At 66.4% G+C, this 16,449-nt stretch carries 18 protein-coding genes; 13 read left to right on the top strand and 5 right to left on the bottom strand.

From position 1 onward, the window contains the following. Positions 1–110 precede the first annotated feature (110 nt). Complete coding sequence (locus FQU96_RS13810) at positions 111–1,094, bottom strand: MBL fold metallo-hydrolase (RefSeq protein ID WP_146541852.1); 984 nt, start codon at positions 1,092–1,094, stop codon at positions 111–113. A 77-nt stretch (positions 1,095–1,171) separates the two neighbouring features. Between FQU96_RS13810 and FQU96_RS13815 the strand changes: the two genes are divergently transcribed. The 4 genes from FQU96_RS13815 to FQU96_RS13830 all read left to right on the top strand — a co-directional run bounded on the left by FQU96_RS13815 (position 1,172) and on the right by FQU96_RS13830 (position 5,434). After that, positions 1,172–1,558 (top strand): OsmC family protein, encoded by a 387-nt coding sequence (locus FQU96_RS13815; RefSeq protein ID WP_146541853.1) that lies wholly within the window; start codon positions 1,172–1,174, stop codon positions 1,556–1,558. A 120-nt stretch (positions 1,559–1,678) separates the two neighbouring features. Continuing rightward, positions 1,679–3,640 carry an ankyrin repeat domain-containing protein gene (locus FQU96_RS13820; protein ID WP_178130497.1) on the top strand — a complete coding sequence of 654 codons (1,962 nt, stop codon included), beginning with the start codon at positions 1,679–1,681 and terminating at the stop codon, positions 3,638–3,640. A gap of 56 nt (positions 3,641–3,696) precedes the next feature. After that, positions 3,697–4,083 carry a hypothetical protein gene (locus tag FQU96_RS13825; RefSeq protein ID WP_255468091.1) on the top strand — a complete coding sequence of 129 codons (387 nt, stop codon included), beginning with the start codon at positions 3,697–3,699 and terminating at the stop codon, positions 4,081–4,083. Between the two features lie 268 nt (positions 4,084–4,351). Then, a complete protein-coding gene (locus tag FQU96_RS13830; RefSeq protein ID WP_255468096.1) occupies positions 4,352–5,434 on the top strand; it encodes a Fic family protein in 1,083 nt (360 codons plus the stop codon). A 43-nt stretch (positions 5,435–5,477) separates the two neighbouring features. On the opposite strand, the gene FQU96_RS13835 is transcribed toward FQU96_RS13830, so the two are convergent. After that, positions 5,478–6,131, bottom strand: coding sequence for a LexA family transcriptional regulator (locus tag FQU96_RS13835; protein ID WP_146541856.1), 654 nt, complete (start codon positions 6,129–6,131; stop codon positions 5,478–5,480). Between the two features lie 94 nt (positions 6,132–6,225). Between FQU96_RS13835 and FQU96_RS13840 the strand changes: the two genes are divergently transcribed. From FQU96_RS13840 to FQU96_RS13870, 7 genes are all read left to right on the top strand, one after another. Beyond that, a complete protein-coding gene (locus FQU96_RS13840) occupies positions 6,226–6,636 on the top strand; it encodes a LexA family transcriptional regulator (protein WP_146541857.1) in 411 nt (136 codons plus the stop codon). Continuing rightward, positions 6,633–7,175, top strand: a complete 543-nt coding sequence (locus FQU96_RS13845; RefSeq protein ID WP_146541858.1) for a hypothetical protein — start codon at positions 6,633–6,635, stop codon at positions 7,173–7,175. The genes FQU96_RS13840 and FQU96_RS13845 overlap by 4 nt, the downstream gene beginning before the upstream one ends. Next, positions 7,172–8,101, top strand: a complete 930-nt coding sequence (locus FQU96_RS13850; RefSeq protein ID WP_146541859.1) for a DUF1376 domain-containing protein — start codon at positions 7,172–7,174, stop codon at positions 8,099–8,101. The genes FQU96_RS13845 and FQU96_RS13850 overlap by 4 nt, the downstream gene beginning before the upstream one ends. After that, positions 8,088–8,531, top strand: coding sequence for an iron-containing alcohol dehydrogenase (locus FQU96_RS13855; protein ID WP_146541860.1), 444 nt, complete (start codon positions 8,088–8,090; stop codon positions 8,529–8,531). Before FQU96_RS13850 ends, FQU96_RS13855 begins: the two co-directional genes overlap by 14 nt. A 19-nt stretch (positions 8,532–8,550) precedes the next feature. Beyond that, positions 8,551–8,757, top strand: a complete 207-nt coding sequence (locus FQU96_RS13860; protein ID WP_146541861.1) for a hypothetical protein — start codon at positions 8,551–8,553, stop codon at positions 8,755–8,757. Between the two features lie 104 nt (positions 8,758–8,861). Further along, entirely contained in the window at positions 8,862–9,512 is a 651-nt protein-coding gene (locus FQU96_RS13865; protein ID WP_146541862.1) for a trimeric intracellular cation channel family protein, read from the top strand. An 11-nt stretch (positions 9,513–9,523) separates the two neighbouring features. Next, the gene (locus tag FQU96_RS13870) at positions 9,524–9,937 is read left to right on the top strand and encodes an MmcQ/YjbR family DNA-binding protein (RefSeq protein WP_146541863.1); all 414 of its coding nucleotides are present in this window, start codon (positions 9,524–9,526) and stop codon (positions 9,935–9,937) included. Here the strand turns inward: FQU96_RS13870 and FQU96_RS13875 are convergent. The 3 genes from FQU96_RS13875 to FQU96_RS13885 all read right to left on the bottom strand — a co-directional run bounded on the left by FQU96_RS13875 (position 9,912) and on the right by FQU96_RS13885 (position 14,599). Further along, complete coding sequence (locus tag FQU96_RS13875) at positions 9,912–12,932, bottom strand: peptidoglycan-binding protein (protein ID WP_146541864.1); 3,021 nt, start codon at positions 12,930–12,932, stop codon at positions 9,912–9,914. The genes FQU96_RS13870 and FQU96_RS13875 overlap by 26 nt on opposite strands. A 306-nt stretch (positions 12,933–13,238) precedes the next feature. Further along, positions 13,239–13,961, bottom strand: coding sequence for a glutamine amidotransferase (locus tag FQU96_RS13880; RefSeq protein ID WP_146541865.1), 723 nt, complete (start codon positions 13,959–13,961; stop codon positions 13,239–13,241). Between the two features lie 53 nt (positions 13,962–14,014). Further along, positions 14,015–14,599, bottom strand: coding sequence for an amino acid synthesis family protein (locus tag FQU96_RS13885; RefSeq protein WP_146541866.1), 585 nt, complete (start codon positions 14,597–14,599; stop codon positions 14,015–14,017). Positions 14,600–14,610: 11 nt separating this feature from the next. Between FQU96_RS13885 and FQU96_RS13890 the strand changes: the two genes are divergently transcribed. Then, positions 14,611–15,765 (top strand): GSU2403 family nucleotidyltransferase fold protein, encoded by a 1,155-nt coding sequence (locus FQU96_RS13890; protein ID WP_146541867.1) that lies wholly within the window; start codon positions 14,611–14,613, stop codon positions 15,763–15,765. Between the two features lie 102 nt (positions 15,766–15,867). Next, on the top strand, positions 15,868–16,416 hold the full coding sequence (locus tag FQU96_RS13895) for a hypothetical protein (protein ID WP_146541868.1): 549 nt from the start codon (positions 15,868–15,870) through the stop codon (positions 16,414–16,416). Positions 16,417–16,449: the final 33 nt, after the last annotated feature.

A 16,449-nucleotide genomic window follows, 5' to 3' on the forward strand; every position in this document is an offset into this window, starting at 1 on the left:
CAGGTCACGCTGATGTGATCAACCTCCCGTGCCGGCGCGCGGGGTGGTTGACGAAGGTCGCAGGGTCAGCGAGACGGCGCGCCTTCCAGAGATGCCGCTTTATGCTCTGGTCAGTGCGCGTGCCCATGCCCGCAGGCAGCCTTGCGTGCGTTGTGCGCCTGCGCCATCAGGGTGAACAGGCGCATCACGTCGAGTGGCTTGCCGTCGGCGCGGAAGTCGCGGTAGGCGGCGGCGACGTTGACGAACACCCGTTCCGGGTCGGTCCAGTCGCGGAAGGCGTCCCAGGCGATGTCACGCACCGCGTCAGCATCGCTCATGCCGGCATCGTAGCGCTTGCGCGCCTCGACCAGGATGAATTCAAGGTATTGCTTCAGGTCGCGCACGCCCTTCTTGTCGGTGATCGGCCCGTGACCCGGCACGACCGTTTCGATGTCCCATGACAGCATCAGGTCGCAGGCCTTGATCCAGTTCGAGACCGGGCCGGCCCACACCACCGGATGGCCGCCGACAAACAGGATGTCGCCGGTGAACACGACGCGGTCCTGCGGTACGTAGACGATGACGTCGCCGCGCGTGTGCGCCGGGCCAACCTCGACGAGACGGACTTCCTTGCCACCGACCCGCACACTCATCTCGCCGTTGAAGACCTGGGTCGGTGGCGTATGGACGATGTTGCGGAAATCGAAGCGAGCGCCCATGACCTCGTGCAGGAAGGCGCCGGCCTCGCCCATGGTGCGCCAGTTCGCCATCATGGCCTGGAAGGTCTCCGCCGGCCGCTCGGCCATTTCCTCGGCGCAGCCGCGCGCGGCAATGATCTGCGCACCCTCGACAAGCTGGTTGCCGAAGGTGTGGTCGCCATTGGAGTGCGTGTTGACCAGCGTGTCGATACGCGCCGCCTGCGGCACCGCGCGCCGCATGCCGGCCAGCATCTCGCGCGTGAGCGGCAGGTCGAACAGCGTGTCGACCAGCAGGCAGTCCTTGCCGTCGACCACCAGGCCGGCGTTGCTGTAGCCCCAGGTACCATCCGGCTGCAGCCAGGCGTGACAGCCGTTGCCGAGATCATGCAGACCCTTGCTATAGGTCCAACGTGTCATGCGGTCCTCCGTGCCATTGCATCACAGGCGCCCGCCAATCATAAGATCAGGGACGCGTCCTGCGTCAGGAGAAGAATATGGCCTCCGTTCACCTCGAGAACGCCAGCGGCTTTTCGCAGCACATTCGGGCCCGCCAGCACACGCTGACGGCCGACGAGCCACTCAGCAACAGCGGTACGGACACTGGACCTGACCCCTATGAGTTGCTGTTGTCCAGCCTGGCGGCCTGCACCGCGCTCACGATTCGCCTCTATGTGGCCCGCAAGGAGTGGACGCTGGGCCGGATCGGCATCCACGCGCGCTTCGTGCGCGAGGCCGACGGCACCGAACGGATCGAGCGCGACATCTCGCTGGAGTCGGACCTCGATGCGCAGCAACTGGGACGCATCGCCGAGATCTGTGAAAAGACCCCGGTCACCAAGACCCTGAAGCGCAGCATGACGATCACGACGCGGCTGGTGTGACGAGGACATGACGGCTGGCCGACGGATTCAATCGCAGGGGAGGGGCGATTGTTGAACCGCCGGGCCATGATTGGCGCCGGTCTTGCGTCGATCCTGGCGAACTGCGCGAGGAAGGATCCCATGGCTGAGCGACTCTGGCGGCAGTGGCAGGCGGACTGGCGCTGGATGGAGGCGATCGCGCGGCGGCGCGGTTGGACGCTCACGCCGTTGCGCATGGCACCGCCGGCGACGGACGCCGACATCGCCCGCATCGAAGCGCGCCACGGCCTGAAATGCCCGCCGCAGCTGCGCACGCTGCTGACGCAGTATTCGGCGCATGTCGCGTTCGGTTGGCACATTCCAGGACATCTGCAGGCCATGGAGAAACGCGAGATGCCGACCATGAGCGCCAACCGCAACGCGCTCTGGGATCTCGCGCATATGGACACGCACGCCATACCCAATTTCTTCAACTGGAAGTGCGACCTCGCCCAGCGCGACATTTCGGAAGCGCCCAACCGGCCGCAGATGTGGGAGAACCAGTTTCCCTTCTACGACCTGGTCAACGGCGACATGCTCACGATCGATATGTCCAGGGCGGAAGGACCGCATCCCGTACGCTATTTCAGCCACGAGCTGGAGATGCTGCATGGGCTGGCGTTGGCACCCGATTTTTTCAGCTTCGTCACGGAGATGTCGAAACTCGGGTTCGCCGGCACCGAATGGGCTTCATGGCTGCGGTTCGGCCGTCAGGTCGACGACACCTACTATCTGCGTGCCGACAGCGATGGCGGCAAGGCTTGGCGTGCCTGGCTCGAGCGGGATCCGAATGCCGGGGAACGCGATGAACCGCCACCGTCGATCGTCGAGACGACGGCCGCCGACCATGCACTGCTGACGGCAGCGCGCGCCAATCAGCTCACCGGCGTCAACGCGGCGCTGGCTGCCGGCGCCAAGGTCGATGCGGTGTGGAACCAGCAATCGCTTCTCGACATGGCGCTGTGGAGTGACGAATTCTGCACCGCCGTCACCTATGCGACCCGCCACGACAACATCACGATGCTGGAAACGCTCGTGCGCCGCGGCGCCACGCTCAACACCAGGCGACTGCCGCTGGGGGAGGCCGTCGAGTTCAGCGCACTGCAGACCGTGACGTGGCTGATCGCACGGGGTGCGCGCGCGAACGGCTGGAAGGACCAGCGGTTCTGGCCGCTGCACCTGCTGGTCACGCGCCGCGCCGAGGTCGCCGCCAGGACGAAGGCGGAATACGAACGCCATCTGCGCGAGCAGGGCTGGCCCCAGGAGCCGGCTGAGATCGCCGCCTTGGTCGCGCGCCATATCGATGTGCCCACCTACAAGGCCATGCTGGGGGCCGTGCTGGAAGCGGGTGCCGATCCGGATGCCCGCTGGGACAATGGCATCACCATGCTGATGTGGGATGGTGTCGAAACGGCGAGGCTGCTGCTCAAGCACGGCGCCGACATCCACGCGCGCGACGCGCATGGTTGGACGGTGCTGCACCGGGCACGCACCGCGGAACTGGTCCACCTGTTCGCCGCGCAGGGCGCCGACGTCAATGCTATCGCTCAGCGATCACCCGGCGACGCCGACGACCTGGCCTATACGCCGCTCCAGGGTGCGCTGCTGGCGCCCAGGGGCGGCACCCTCGATGTCGCGAAAGCGCTGCTCGATGTTGGCGCCGATCCGAAGGTCCGCGACGCCGACGGTCGCAGCACGCTCTGCTACTGCACGACACGCGAGGGGTTCGAACTGATCAAGGCGTATGGCCTCGATCCCCTGGAGCGCACGCCCGACGGCGGTACGTTGCTGCACAACCTCCTGCGGATGACGAGCATACGGGCCAGTTTCGCCAACGAGGTGGCGTGCCTCGATTCCCTGCTCGAGCAGGGCCTGGACATCAATGCGACCGACGCGTCCGGCCGCACGATGCTGCACATTGCGGCGGAGCGCATCGAAACGCCGGCGGATGTCCAGCTGCTGCTGGACCGCGGCGCCGACAAGACCGTCAAGGACACGGCGGGCAAACGTCCTGTCGATCTCGTGCCGAGGTCACTCAAGGATGTGCGTGCGTTGCTGCGCTAGACTAGGTACTGCGGCACTCTCGGTGTATATCCTAAGCAATCGAAGGAAAGGCAACCATGCACCACCGATTTGCGAGTCTGCTGTTTGCAGGGCTCGTCCTGTTCACCATGCCGGCGATCGCTGTCGATCCCCAAGCCCGCGATATCAGTGCCCCTGGTGAGATCAATCAACGGACCGGCGAATTCGAACGGAACCTGACGGATCTGGGCCTGTCAGCCAGGCTGAAATGCTCGCTCCTGGTCGAGATCCCGGATGATACCGGCGGCCGCAATCCGAGCTTTGGCGGCATCTGCGACATGCAGCTGACGAGCGATCGGTCCACGACAATCATGCTCTGCAACGACACGATGGTCGGCAGGCTCACGGTGAAGGCGCATGGCTTCTCCGTCGACAGGAATGCGTTGGTAAAATTTACAGCCACCAACTGTCCAGGTGGGGGCTGACGGTCGCCGCAAGGCGTGTTTCTTCCGGCAAGGTGCCCGGCCGGCCTCGGCCCCCTTAACCTCGATAACAGAGCCTTGAAACCATTCTTATTGAAGTTTAATGATATAACCTGTAATATGAGATGAAATTGAGCGTCGTTATATCAGGTTCTTCGTGCGCAGGGATGATCTTTGTCATGCCGTCCGGCAGAGGTTGAAGCGGCTCCCCGCGCCGTATGCGGCTCACTATGGTGTCGTTCCCCTGCCGCCGCCCGAAGAGGCGATAGCCGTGGGCGGCGCCCAGCAGAGACATCAGGCTGCGAGTGAAGCCCTGGCTCGGGTGGACACCCTGGCCTCCGAACTTGAAGACCCCTACCTGATCAGCCGTGTCCTGACCCGGCGAGAGGCGGTCAGCAGCTCATCCATTGAGGGCACCAACAGCACCCTCGACGAGCTGCTTATAGTAGAGGAAATGGACAACCGTGACGCATCCGAAGCCGCTATTCAGGTGCGGGACTATGCTTGCGCTCTCGATGATCTGCTCCCCCGCGCCAAAGCACAGGGCCATCGGTTGTTCGATATGGAGCTCGTACGGATGCTTCACCGTGCCGTCATGCGTGGCGATAGCAGCTACCAGGATGTGCCCGGCGAATTTCGCCGCATTGTCGTCTGGATCGGTGGGCGGGGGGACATTGCCTATTCCACCTACAATCCTACCCCGCCTGATGACATCTCCGTCTGTCTTGCCCAAACGATGACCTACATGCAAAGCGACGGGATGCATGTCATGACGCAAAGCCTCATTACGCGCATGGCCGTCGCTCATGTTCACTTCGAGGCGGTGCACCCGTTCAGGGACGGAAATGGACGTGTCGGAAGACTGCTGCTGCCACTGATGATGGCGGCGGAAGGCCACGTACCGCTGTACCTGTCGCCATACATCGAAGCGCACAGGCAAGCCTACTATGACGCATTGAAGGAGGCGCAGCAGCAGCTCGAATGGCCGTCCGCCATAGGCTTCATTTCCGATGCCATCACTGGGACAGTCCGTGAGCTGTTGGCAACGCGCGATGCTCTGCGAAAGCTGCAGGAGATCTGGCAGACCCGCAGGGTATTCCGCGCCAGATCAGCCGCCGCGCGGTCCCTTGCGTTGCTCCCACATTACCCTGTGGTCACCGTGAAGAGGCTGGCTGCCCTTCTCGGCATCACGATCACGGCCGCCACGGCAGGGATTGAGCAGCTTGTCGGTGCGCGAATCCTGGAAGAACGAACAGGGCATCGCCGCAACCGGATATTCGCAGCCCCAGAAGCGCTATCGATCATCAATCGACCATTCGGCGCGGAACCAAACCTTCCCGGATTCCAGGCCTGATCAACGTGTCGTTGGCGATGCGGGGGACACCGGCGCGTTCAGATCACGTCGTCTTGTGCGCCAGATCGCCGGGGATCATGCCGCGTGACGGGGCGGCCCATTCCAGGGCGACGTCCTCGATCATCGGCGCGTTGGCGGACAACAGGTTGAACTTGCCGGGTGTGTAGCCGCGCCGGACCTGCTTCAGCAGCACCGGGCCGTCGACCACCTTCACGACGCACAGCTTGTTCACCACGCTCGACAGGTCGGGCTCGGGATCGCGGCTGTAGAAGATGATCCAGCCGTCGGGAATGGTGGGTGCCTGGCTGTCGCCGCGCACGATGACGGCGATCGTCTTCTTGGGATCGGCGCCTGGCGGGCAGGGCGCTTCCAGCAATCCGCTGCCCTTGGGATAGGAATCGACCAGCTCGACCGCGGCGCCGGCGCCGACATAACCCACGACCGGCACCACCGGCACCCGGCCGCCGAACATCACCGTCGCCGGGTCGACACCGTAATAGTCCGCGAACCGCTTGGCCCAGTACCAGCGCATCGCTTCCGGCTTCATTTCGAACTTCGACACATTCGACGGCACCGTGCCGACGCCGTCGGCGACCTGCCGCAACGTCTGGCCGCGCGCCAGGCGCAGCGCCGCCAACCCGCTGATGGGCCGATCCGGATCGCGCTTCCTGCCGCGCTTAGGCGTTTCGTCTGCCATGGCCAAATTTATCCACAGTGCGAGAAAAAGTCATTTCCTAATATGAGAATATTTTGTTTTACTTTTGTTCTCTTTTAAAGGATAAGGCAAAGGCATGAGCCTGACCCCCCAGCAGCATCGGCTGCTCGTGTTCATCGCCGAACGCATCCGGGCGACCGGCGTATGCCCCAGCAACAGCGAGATGATGGAGGCGCTGCAGACCAAGGCACGCGGCAACATTCATGCCCTGATCGGCCTGCTCGAGGAACGCGGCTACGTGCGCCGGCTGTTTCGGCACCGCGCCCGCTGCCTCGAGGTTTTGCGGCTGCCCGACGAGGTGTCGGAAGCCTGGCTGCGGGCGGTGAGTACCGGCGCGATGGCGCGCGAACTGGCCCGTCGCGGCATCGGCCCACAGACGCAGCCGGCTCACGTGCTGTGCCAGGACTGCGGCGCCGAACGGATTGACAGCGAGGAACCGCGAAAATGCACACGATACGATTCAAGCCGTTGGCGGATAGCGCCATGAACGCGATGGTCACCATGCCGCGCGACATCCCCGATCATCCCGTCCCGCCGCTGTCGCGCAGCGAGGCGGTGACGGCGCCGACCACCGATGCCGTCGGTCAAACCCAAGCCAATGGCATCACGACCGACAGCGTCGATCGGGGCGCGTTGAGCGCGACGCGCTCGCCGCCGCTGCATTTCATGCCGCCGCGGCTGCCGATCCGGGCCGCGCGCCAGAACATCGCCAGCTACGTGCACCTGTACGGCGCCGAGGTGACGCGCTACCGCACGCCGATCGAGACCGTGGCGCCGGCGGCGCTGTGCCGCATCATCCGCAATGCCGTCGAGACGGCGCACGAGGGCCGCCGCGAACGGGCCGAGACCATCGTGCGGGCATTGGCGCTCAGCATCATCACGGCCGAGTGCCGCCCGCTGGGCGTGCCGCGCACGGCGTTCGACCTGCTGAAGCGGCTCAGCCGGCAGTCGCTGGTGGCACGGCACGTCACCGAAAGTCCGTCGGACGCGGGCGCGCCACCGGACACGGACGGCGGTGGCGCATGAACGAGCCCGTGCCGGCACCGCTGACGACGCATGTGGTCGATCTGTCGGGGCTCGACTACATGCCGCTGATGATCGCCGACCTGCTGCGCTCCGACGCCTGGCGTCAGGCGCGGCGGCGGCCGGAGCTGGGCTTCTACCTGGTGAACCTCTGGGTGGCGGCATTCTGGGGCAAGCCGGCGGGCTCGCTGCCAGACGATGACGATGCGCTGGCCGATCTCGCCAAGTGCGCCCTGGAGCGCTGGCCCGAGATCAAGGACGCGGCGATGCACGGCTTCGTACGCTGTGACGATGGCCGCTGGTATCACCGCTACCTGTGCAGCGAAGTGATCCCGGCCGCCGTCGACCGGCGCCTGCGCTGGCGCCAGAGCAAGCAGCGCCAGCGGGCGTCACGCGGGGCAGTGCCGCCACACGACGATCCTGCGGGACTGCCGGCATCGTCCGAGGGGACGGCGGCGCTTGTCCTGCCGGACTTGCCGTTACGGGACGGGACGAGACGGGACGGGATGGACGAGTCGACAGCGTCCGCGCCGCGGCCGCCGTCTGCCATGCCGCAGCGCGCCTCCGACAAGCCGGACAGGAAAGCCCATGAAACCGATGCCCGTAGCAGCGCCGTCGAGCGCACCGTCCGCGGCACACGGCTGGCGCCCGACTGGTGCCCCACGGATGCCGAGCGAGCCTTCGCCGACGGCCTCGGGCTCGACGCCGAGCAGGTCGCTGCCGAATTCCGCGACTATTGGCACGCCGTGCCCGGATACCGCGGCTGCAAGCTCGACTGGGCCGCGACATTCCGCAATCGCTGTCGCGCGCTCGCCGGCAGCACTGGTCGCAGCCGTCCAACAGGCGGTGACGGAGCGGGACGCACGCCAGGTCCTGCAGGCGTCGCTGGCGCAGCGGCTCGGGTCATCGCCCGTCGTGGTCTGGCGTAGCACCTTCACCGATGGCCAGTACGACGGCGACATCGCGCGCATCGACCTGCCGGCCGTCGATGCCGACAGGCTGGCGGATGCGTGGCGCTGCATCGAGCCATCGTGCCGGCCGGCCGGGGCGGATCGCGCCGCGCAGCGGCGCATCGTCGAGGAATGGGCCCGCACGGTCGCCGTCACGGCCGGCCGCGCCGGGCAGGGCGTCGACGATGAACTGGCGATCGACACCGTGGTCGAGGCGCTGGTGCGCTATCCCGCCGACTGTGTGCTGCGGGCGCTGAAGAACCGCCGCGCCGCGCACAAATGGCGCCCGACCCTGAGCGAGATCCTGGCCGACGTGCAGTGGCGGGCGCGCTACCGCGAGGCGCTGCGCGATGCCTTCGTGCGGGCAGGCGTGGCGGCGGCACGGCGCGAAGACGACGTCGATGTTTGACAACACAGGAGCACGGCACGTGAACCACCTGCAGGACGCCATACAGACCAGCCTCGATGCGAAGCTGCGGGCCCAGATCGGCCACCTCGCCATTGCGAACATGGCACAGCAGGCCGAGATCGAAGTCCTGCGTGCCGAGCTGGCGCGGTTGAATGCGCTGAAAGAGCCGGCGACGCGGAAGGGTCCGCTGAGCTCCGGCAGCAGCGACCGTCCGCCGGCGGGCTAGACGCAGAGCTGTTCGCGGCAACCGCGCGCCGCGCCGCGCCGCCATCGCCTCCGTCTTTACCTTCCACCGCAAGCGGGGGAAGGTAGGGAAACAGGGGAGTGACCATGCAGGCGTTGTTGCTGGGGCTGGATCTGGTGGGCACGTTCGTCTTTGCGCTCAGCGGCGCGACGGCGGGTGTCCGGCGCCGGCTCGATCTCTTTGGCGTGCTGGTGCTGTCGTTCGCCGCCTCCAGTTCCGGCGGCATCGCCCGCGACGTGCTGATCGGCGCCGTGCCGCCGGCGGCGATCAGCGACTGGCGCTACCTGGCGGTATCCCTGCTGGCGGGCGTGATCACCTTCCGCTGGTCTGCCGTGATCGAGCGGCTGCGCAACCCGGTGCGCATCTTCGACGCTGCCGGCCTGGCGCTGTTCGCCGTCGCCGGCACGCACAAGGCGCTCGCGTCGGGGCTCGATCCGGCGATGGCGGCGCTGCTGGGCATGTTGACGGGAATCGGCGGCGGCATCGCGCGCGACCTGCTGCTGGCGCAGGTGCCCATGGTGCTGCAGGCCGAACTCTACGCGATCGCGGCGCTGGCCGGCGCGACCGTGGTGGTGGTCGGCAGCCTGTTGTCGGCGCCACTGGGCGTAGCCATGATGCTGGGTGCCGCCTTGTGCTTCGGCTTGCGCGTGATGGCGGTCTGGCGTGGTTGGCGCTTGCCGACGGCGCGCCCGCCGCAGACCCCGACGACACCGGTCGATAACGCCCGCGACACGTGAGGGCAGGGATCATGCGCAAGAAGGCTGCTGTCGGGACTGACGCGTTGGTGCGGGAACTGCGCGCCTTCGGCCTTGGCTATCCCGGCGCTCATCGCAAAAGCCCGTGGCCGGGGCATGACGATCTGGCGGTAAACGACAAGACCTTCGCCTATCTCAACGCCGAGGGCATGCCGTTCAAGATCTCATGCAAGCTGCCGCACTCCGGTGGCGGCGCGCTCATGCTGCCGTTCGTCAAGCCGGCATCCTATGGCCTGGGCCGCAGCGGCTGGGTCACCGTGGAACCGGGCGATGGCCAGGTGCCGTCATTGGAACTGCTGAAGTCCTGGATCGACGAGAGCTACCGCGCGCAGGCGCCGAAGAAGTTGGTCGCTCAACTGACAAGCGCGGCGGCGACGCCCATCAGCCGCCGCCGTGGACGCGGGTGAGCGAGAATTCGGCACCGCTGTTGCTGAAGTGAACCTTGGCCCGGTCCAGCGTGCCCCAGGCATAAGCGCCATCGCACCGCAGGCTGAAGGTGCGGCCGGCGCGCAGCGGCGCGCTGGCGCAGGTAAAGCTGCGGCGATCCGCACTACCGCCGGGGCCGCAGCTCGCGCATTGCCTGACCACTATGCCGCTGACGAACTGGCCCATCACCCGCAAGGTCAGCGTGTAGTCGACGACCTGATCATGGCTCTCGCCCCCGTTCAGCCGGATGCGCGCAACCCCAGTGTATTCCTCGACTCGCGGTGATGCGCCGTCGGAAGCACTGCCCCGAGGCACCGCCGCGGCGATGGCCGGTGTCCGTCCGCCGGCATCCGTCGCCGGGACCGGCGCGACGTCGCTGGCACTCGATGTGCCGGCGGCGTGGGGCCGGGCATCGTTGCCTGTCGTACTCGCCGCCGTCTGGCGGGACGCGCCGGAGGCCGTGGTGTCGGCAAGATCGGCGCGCCGGCGTCGCTGACTGGTGATCCGGGCTTCTTCGGCATCGTAGGCTGCCAGCGCCGCCGCCGCTTGCCGTTGCAGCAGGGCGATCTGCTGCGCGGTCAGGAAGCCGGTGTCCGGCGCGTTTTGCCGCTTTTGCCACTGCGCGATCATCTGGCGCGTGCGGTTGCCGAATTCCTCATCGATGCCGTTGGTGTCGAAACCCACCGCCGTCAACGCGACCTGCGCCCGCCGGCGGTCGCGGGGTGACAGTCGCAAGCCCTGTTCGGCAATCTCGGCCTGCCGGCGGTCGGCGGCAGTGACTGCCTTGGCCTTTTCGGCTTCGGCGCGACGCCTGGCTTCGGCGTCGGCCCGCGCCTTGGCCTCGGCTGTCGCCTTTTCGCGCGCCGCGGCGTCAGCGCGCGCTTTGGCGGCGGCATCCTCGCGTGCTTTCTCCGCCGCGCGCTTGGCCTCGTCGGCGCGCGCCGCGTCCTCGATCGCCTGACGAACCGCGGCCGCGGCCTGTGCATCCTCCGCCGCCAGGCGCGCCGCGTCATCGTCCGCCGGAGACCGCGCACCAGCAGCTTCCGTCGTCGGCCCTGGCGCCGCAGCTTGCTGCCGCCTGGCCTCCGCTTCGGCGGCAGCCTTCTCGCGCGCCGCGGTCTCGATGCGAGTCTTCTCTTCGGCATCGGCGCGTGCCTTGGCCTCGGCTGCAGCTTTCTCCCGCGCCGCGGTCTCGAGGCGTGCCTTCTCTTCAGCCTCGGCGCGTGCCTTGGCTTCGGCGGTGGCCTTCTCGCGTGCCGCGGCCTCGAGGCGAGCCTTCTCGTCGGCCTCGGCGCGTGCCTTGGCTTCGGCGGCGACCTTTTCGCGTGCCGCGGTCTCGATGCGAGCCTTCTCGTCGGCTTCGGCGCGTGCCTTGGCTTCGGCGGCGGCCTTTTCGCGTGCCGCGGTCTCGATGCGAGCCTTCTCTTCAGCCTCGGCGCGTGCCTTGGCCTCCGCTGCGGCTTTCTCCCGCGCCGCGGCTTCAAGGCGTGCGTTCTCCTCTGCTGCGCGTCGGGTTGCCTCGGCTTCCTGCTGGCGCCTGGCTTCGGCCTCCTTGGCCTCCGCTTCGGCACGTGCGCTGGCCGCGGCCTCGATCTCAGGCCGCGTGGACGACTCGGACCGTCGCCGCTCGGCCGCAGCTCGTTCAGCAGCCTCGGCTTCCTGGCGCGCTGCGGCTTCGGCGCGCTGCCGTGCAGCCGCGGTTTCGGCGGCAGCTTCGGCCTGCAGCCGGCGTGCTTCCGCTGCGGCGCGTTCGCGCGCCGTGATTTCCGCTGCGGCGCGTTCGGCAGCGTCGCGTGTGGCCTGGTCGTTGATCGGCCGCAGGACATATCCCGCGGCAAGACCAAACACGATCGCCAGCGCCGCCAGGCCGGCGACCGTCATTGCGGCGCGCTCGCGCCGGACCTGTAATGCGAGCCGCGACAGCAGCGACCGACGGTGTCCACTGCCATCCGTCTCGGTTTCCGGCGGGGAGTCGCTTTGAGGTCGCGGCGGCAGATCGGCAACGGGCAGGGCGGTAATCGCGATCTTCGCCGACGGTACTGAGGTTACGTGCGGTGTGGGCGCATGCCCTTTAAAGAGCGGACGCCAGGCGGCGATCGACGCCGGTCGTCCCGAGGCGCGGAATGCAAGACCGGCGTCGATCGCCGCCAGCAGGCCGGGCGCGTAGCGGCCCGCCGCTCGCTGCGATGCCGGCTGCAGGCGCTCGGCCAGCCGCTTGATCGCCGGCACTGGCACCGCACCGGTGACGCACTGATAGAGTGTCGCGGCCAGGCCATGGATGTCGGTGGACGGTCCGGTCTGTCCATCGGAGAACTGCTCGATGGCCGCATAGCCCGGTGCATGCATGACCGTGATCATTTGCTGGCGTACAGCCAGCGCGGCCTGCGCGGCGCTGAAACCGACCAGCGTCGGGTTGCCGCTCGCATCGAGGATGATTTTCGCCGGCTGGATGTCGAGATGCAGCAGGTTCCTGGCGTGCGCTGTCTCGAGGCTGTCGAGCAGGGTCGGTAGCAGCCGATCAAGCGCTGCCGCCGACAGCGTGCCGTGGCGCGCCAAGTGTCCGCTCAGCGTTTCGCCCCTGATGCGCCGGGCTACTCGATATGCGGTGCCGTTGGCCTCCAGGCAGTCGCCGATGTGGACCATGCCGGGCGTGCCGGCGAGTTCGGCCAGCGCCCTGGCTTCGGCCAGGAAGCGATCACGGCCCCAGCGGTAGTCCTCGATCCATCGCGTCGAGCGCGGCTCCACCGCCGCGAGATCAGCCGCGCGAACCGCGGCATGCGCTGGCAGGTATTCCGTGATGGCAACGTCCTGCTCAAGCACGGCATCACGCGCTGCATACGTGATGCAGAACGCGTCATGTCGCAGGACCTTGCCAATTTTATAGGTCCAGATGCGCGTACCCGGCTTCAGCGCATCGAACCGTGTGCCACCGGCCGCTGCTGACGCAGGTGCCGAGGGCGAAACATCATCAGGCACGCCACCCCTCCGGCGTGATAACACTTCGCGTTGACTGCTGACCCCGTTCTCCGGAGCGGGTTTCACGGCTTCGTCCCGTTGCGGATGATCCCGTGACCGATCCGCCGAAGCCGCTTCACCCAAGCGAATCTAGAATAGCGCGATTCGTCATTTTTGACGAGTCTATCCGCGCCTGCTGCGCGCGTTATACGTGGCAAAACAGTGTTCTATCAGCGTTACACGGGCGTGTGATTAATCTTTATCTCAGGCCGTGCAGTATAGCGGGCTGAATCAATGACCAGATTTATTGCCACCTCAAGAAGTGGGTTAAGTTGATGTTTGCGGTTTCCCGCTCGTTACTGAGGTTAGCCAGTCGTCGAAGATCTTGTGTCCGGCCCGCACGGTTGCGGCCGCTTGTGTCGCGGCGGCGGCGCGCAGCGCCGGGATGCTGATCCTGGCCGCGGCCAGTTCGCCGGTGTGTCCGATCAGCCAGCGCTCGAAGCCGGCCGGATCGGCCTCGAGATGGAATTGCAGCCCCAGCGCCTGGCGGCCGACGGCAAAGGCTTGGTTCGGCGTGGCCGGTGTCGATGCCAGGCACTCGGCGGTTGCCGGCAGGTCGAAAGTGTCGCCATGCCAGTGCAAGACGACGCCGTCGGCCTCGGTCACCCAGCGCAGGCACGAGCGGCGGCCGGCGCCGGTCAGGGTGATCGGGCTGAAGCCGATTTCCTTTTCCCCCGGATACACGCGGGCGCCCAGCGCGCGGGCCATCAACTGCGCCCCCAGGCAGATGCCCAGCACCGGTATCTCGGCGCGTAAGCAGCGCTCGATCAGGTCAATCTCGCCGGCGAGAAAAGGATAGATGGCATCCTCGTAGGCGCCGATCGGCCCGCCCAGCACGACGAGCAGGTCGGTCGTCGTCGCCAGGGCAGGACCGATATCGTCGACGCCGGCGTCGCGATAGGCGATGTCGTAGCCGTGCGCCGCGAGAACCGGCGCAAGAATGCCGAGGTCCTCGAAGGCGAGGTGGCGAATGACGCAAGCACGCTTCATTGATCATATCCTGTTGCCGAAGCCCGGCGGCGTTATCGCATGGTTTGCCAGGCTCAACCGCCTCGGATTTCACGCACGACCTGCGCCACCTGTGCCTGGGCTGCGCCCTTGATGCGGGCATTGGGACGCGTGCCGCCCAGAAAGGCGACAGCCAGCAGGATTTCGTCGGGCCTGGGAGCGTCGGCGATCGACACCGTCATGGTGTCCATGGCGTCGTAGTCCCAGGCGTCCTCGAGGCCGCCGAAGATGATGTCGATGGCCGCGCCGGCACCGCCGACCTTGGCGTTGCCGGGGATCAGCGCCGGCCCGCCACCGGCCCCGCGACGCATGGCGAGCCCGATGCGGACATGGATCATGCTGGCGCCGTGCTCGAGGTCGCCCGCCGTGCCGACCAGCGCCGCCTTGCCGTAGCCGCGCGGCTTCAACGGTGCCAGTGCTGCGAGTGCCCGGGCGGTGAGGACCTCGCCGGCCTGCACCGAGAGGTCGATCAGGGCCGAAAAGTCATCGATCGGCGGCTTGCCCGCGAAGGGATTGGCCAGCACACCGCAGGCCGCGATGCGCCGGGTTGGCGATGTGAGGTCGCGCCCGCCTTCGCGCATGATTTCCTGATCGATCAGCGTGATCTGCCTGAACGTCATGATCCGCTCCCATGATTATTCTTGATATGGAGAATTTGTCTTCTGCGAGAGATGGAGACAAGGTTGACCATCATTTCCATTTTGATGGTCAACCTGGAGGGCCTGTGCAAGAGATCGATCTGGCGACCCAGACCATGTTCGCTGAACTGCAGCAGCGATGCCTGGATGCCGAGTTCGATACCGAATTCAGCGAGCGGGGCAGCTTCGTGCGCAAGCGCTCCAAAGGGCGGCTGTATTGGCATTTCCAGTGGCGCGCCGGCGACAGGATGCTCAATAAGTATGTCGGCCCGGTCTCCGATCAATCCATCACCGACCGGGTCACCCGGTTCGGCGCACTGAAGTCGGGCTTCAAGCGAAGGCAGACCCTGATCCGGTCCCTTGTAGCGGCGGGCCTGCCGACGCCGGATCCGCTCTCCGGATCGATCGTCGAGGCGATGTGGAAGGCTGGCTTCTTCCGTCTTCGGGGCGTTCTTGTTGGAACGCTCGCGTTTCAGACATATGCCGGCACGCTGGGTGTTCGTGTCGGAGGCCGCCCGCTGATGACACAGGATGACGACTTCGCCCAGTTCTGGGGGATATCGGAGAACATCGGCGAGATTATCGTCGCACCATTGGACATTTTGCGTGCAGTCGACCCGTCCTTCCGACAGATTCCAGACATCAATGATCCGTTCGTATCGACGCGCTACCGCAATGCCAGGGACTACGCCGTCGACTTCCTGACGCCGAATCGAGGCTCCGACCGGCATCAGGGCAGGCCCGCGCGAATGAAGGCGCTGGCGGGCGCCGGTGCTCAGCCACTGCGCCATCTCGACTTCCTGATTCACGAACCGGAGCGGTCCGTCCTGCTTTATGGTGGCGGTGTTCCCGTCACAATACCGCGCGCGGAGCGCTACGCTGTCCATAAGCTGATCGTTGCGGCCGAGCGCCGGGATCAAGCGAAATCGGGAAAAGACGTTGAGCAGGCGGCGATTCTGATCGAAGCTCTGGCGAGCAGACGTCCCGTCGAACTTGCGGCGGCGTGGCGGATCGCATGGGACGTCGGCAGTCGTTGGCGCGAAAAGCTTGAAGCCGGACGCGCACGTCTGACGCCAGCGGCCCAGACGTCGCTTGCAACCGTACTATCACATCCGCCTCGGAAGCGGTCGAGTATTACACGACGCTAGTCCAGGCATGTGCTGTCGATGGCGAAATGCGCCGCGGATACCTGACACAGGATGACAGGTAATGCGTGCTAGGCGTGACGGTACCGCAAAAGGGGGTACCGCATGAACGAGCAAAGCCGGAAGCTGTCGACCGTCGAGGCGCTGGCGGGCAACGCAACGCTCACGGAGGCGCAAACCTTGGCGCTGGCGCTGACGCCGGGCAGGGCCAAGCCGGGCGAGTTCGATTTCCTGATTGGCGAATGGCGCATCGACCACCGCAGACTCAAATCACCAGGCGTATGGGATGCGTTCGCGGGCGAGGCGACGTGCTGGACCGTGTGGCAGGGCGCCGGCTTGATCGAGGAACTGCGGATCCCGGCGCGCGATTTCACCGGCATGGGCGTGCGTCTCATCGATGTCGAGAACGGCGTGTGGAGCGACGTGTGGGTGAATGCCAAGAGTGGCGTGCTGCGGGGCCCGGGGATGATGGGCGGCTTCGTCAACGGCGAAGGCTGGTTCGTCGCGGACGAGACGGACGGCGACAAGCCGATCAAGGTGCGTGGCATATGGGAGCGCATCACGGGCAGCGCGCACGGCTGGCGGCAGTCGGTATCGCGCGACGGCGGCGCAACGTGGGAAGACAACTGGCTGATGGACTGGACGAAGATCTAGAGCCCGGCGGCGCGAGCGCGCGACAGGTTCGGT

The organism is Reyranella sp. CPCC 100927 (assembly GCF_007859315.1).
Classification (GTDB): Bacteria; Pseudomonadota; Alphaproteobacteria; order Reyranellales; family Reyranellaceae; genus Vineibacter.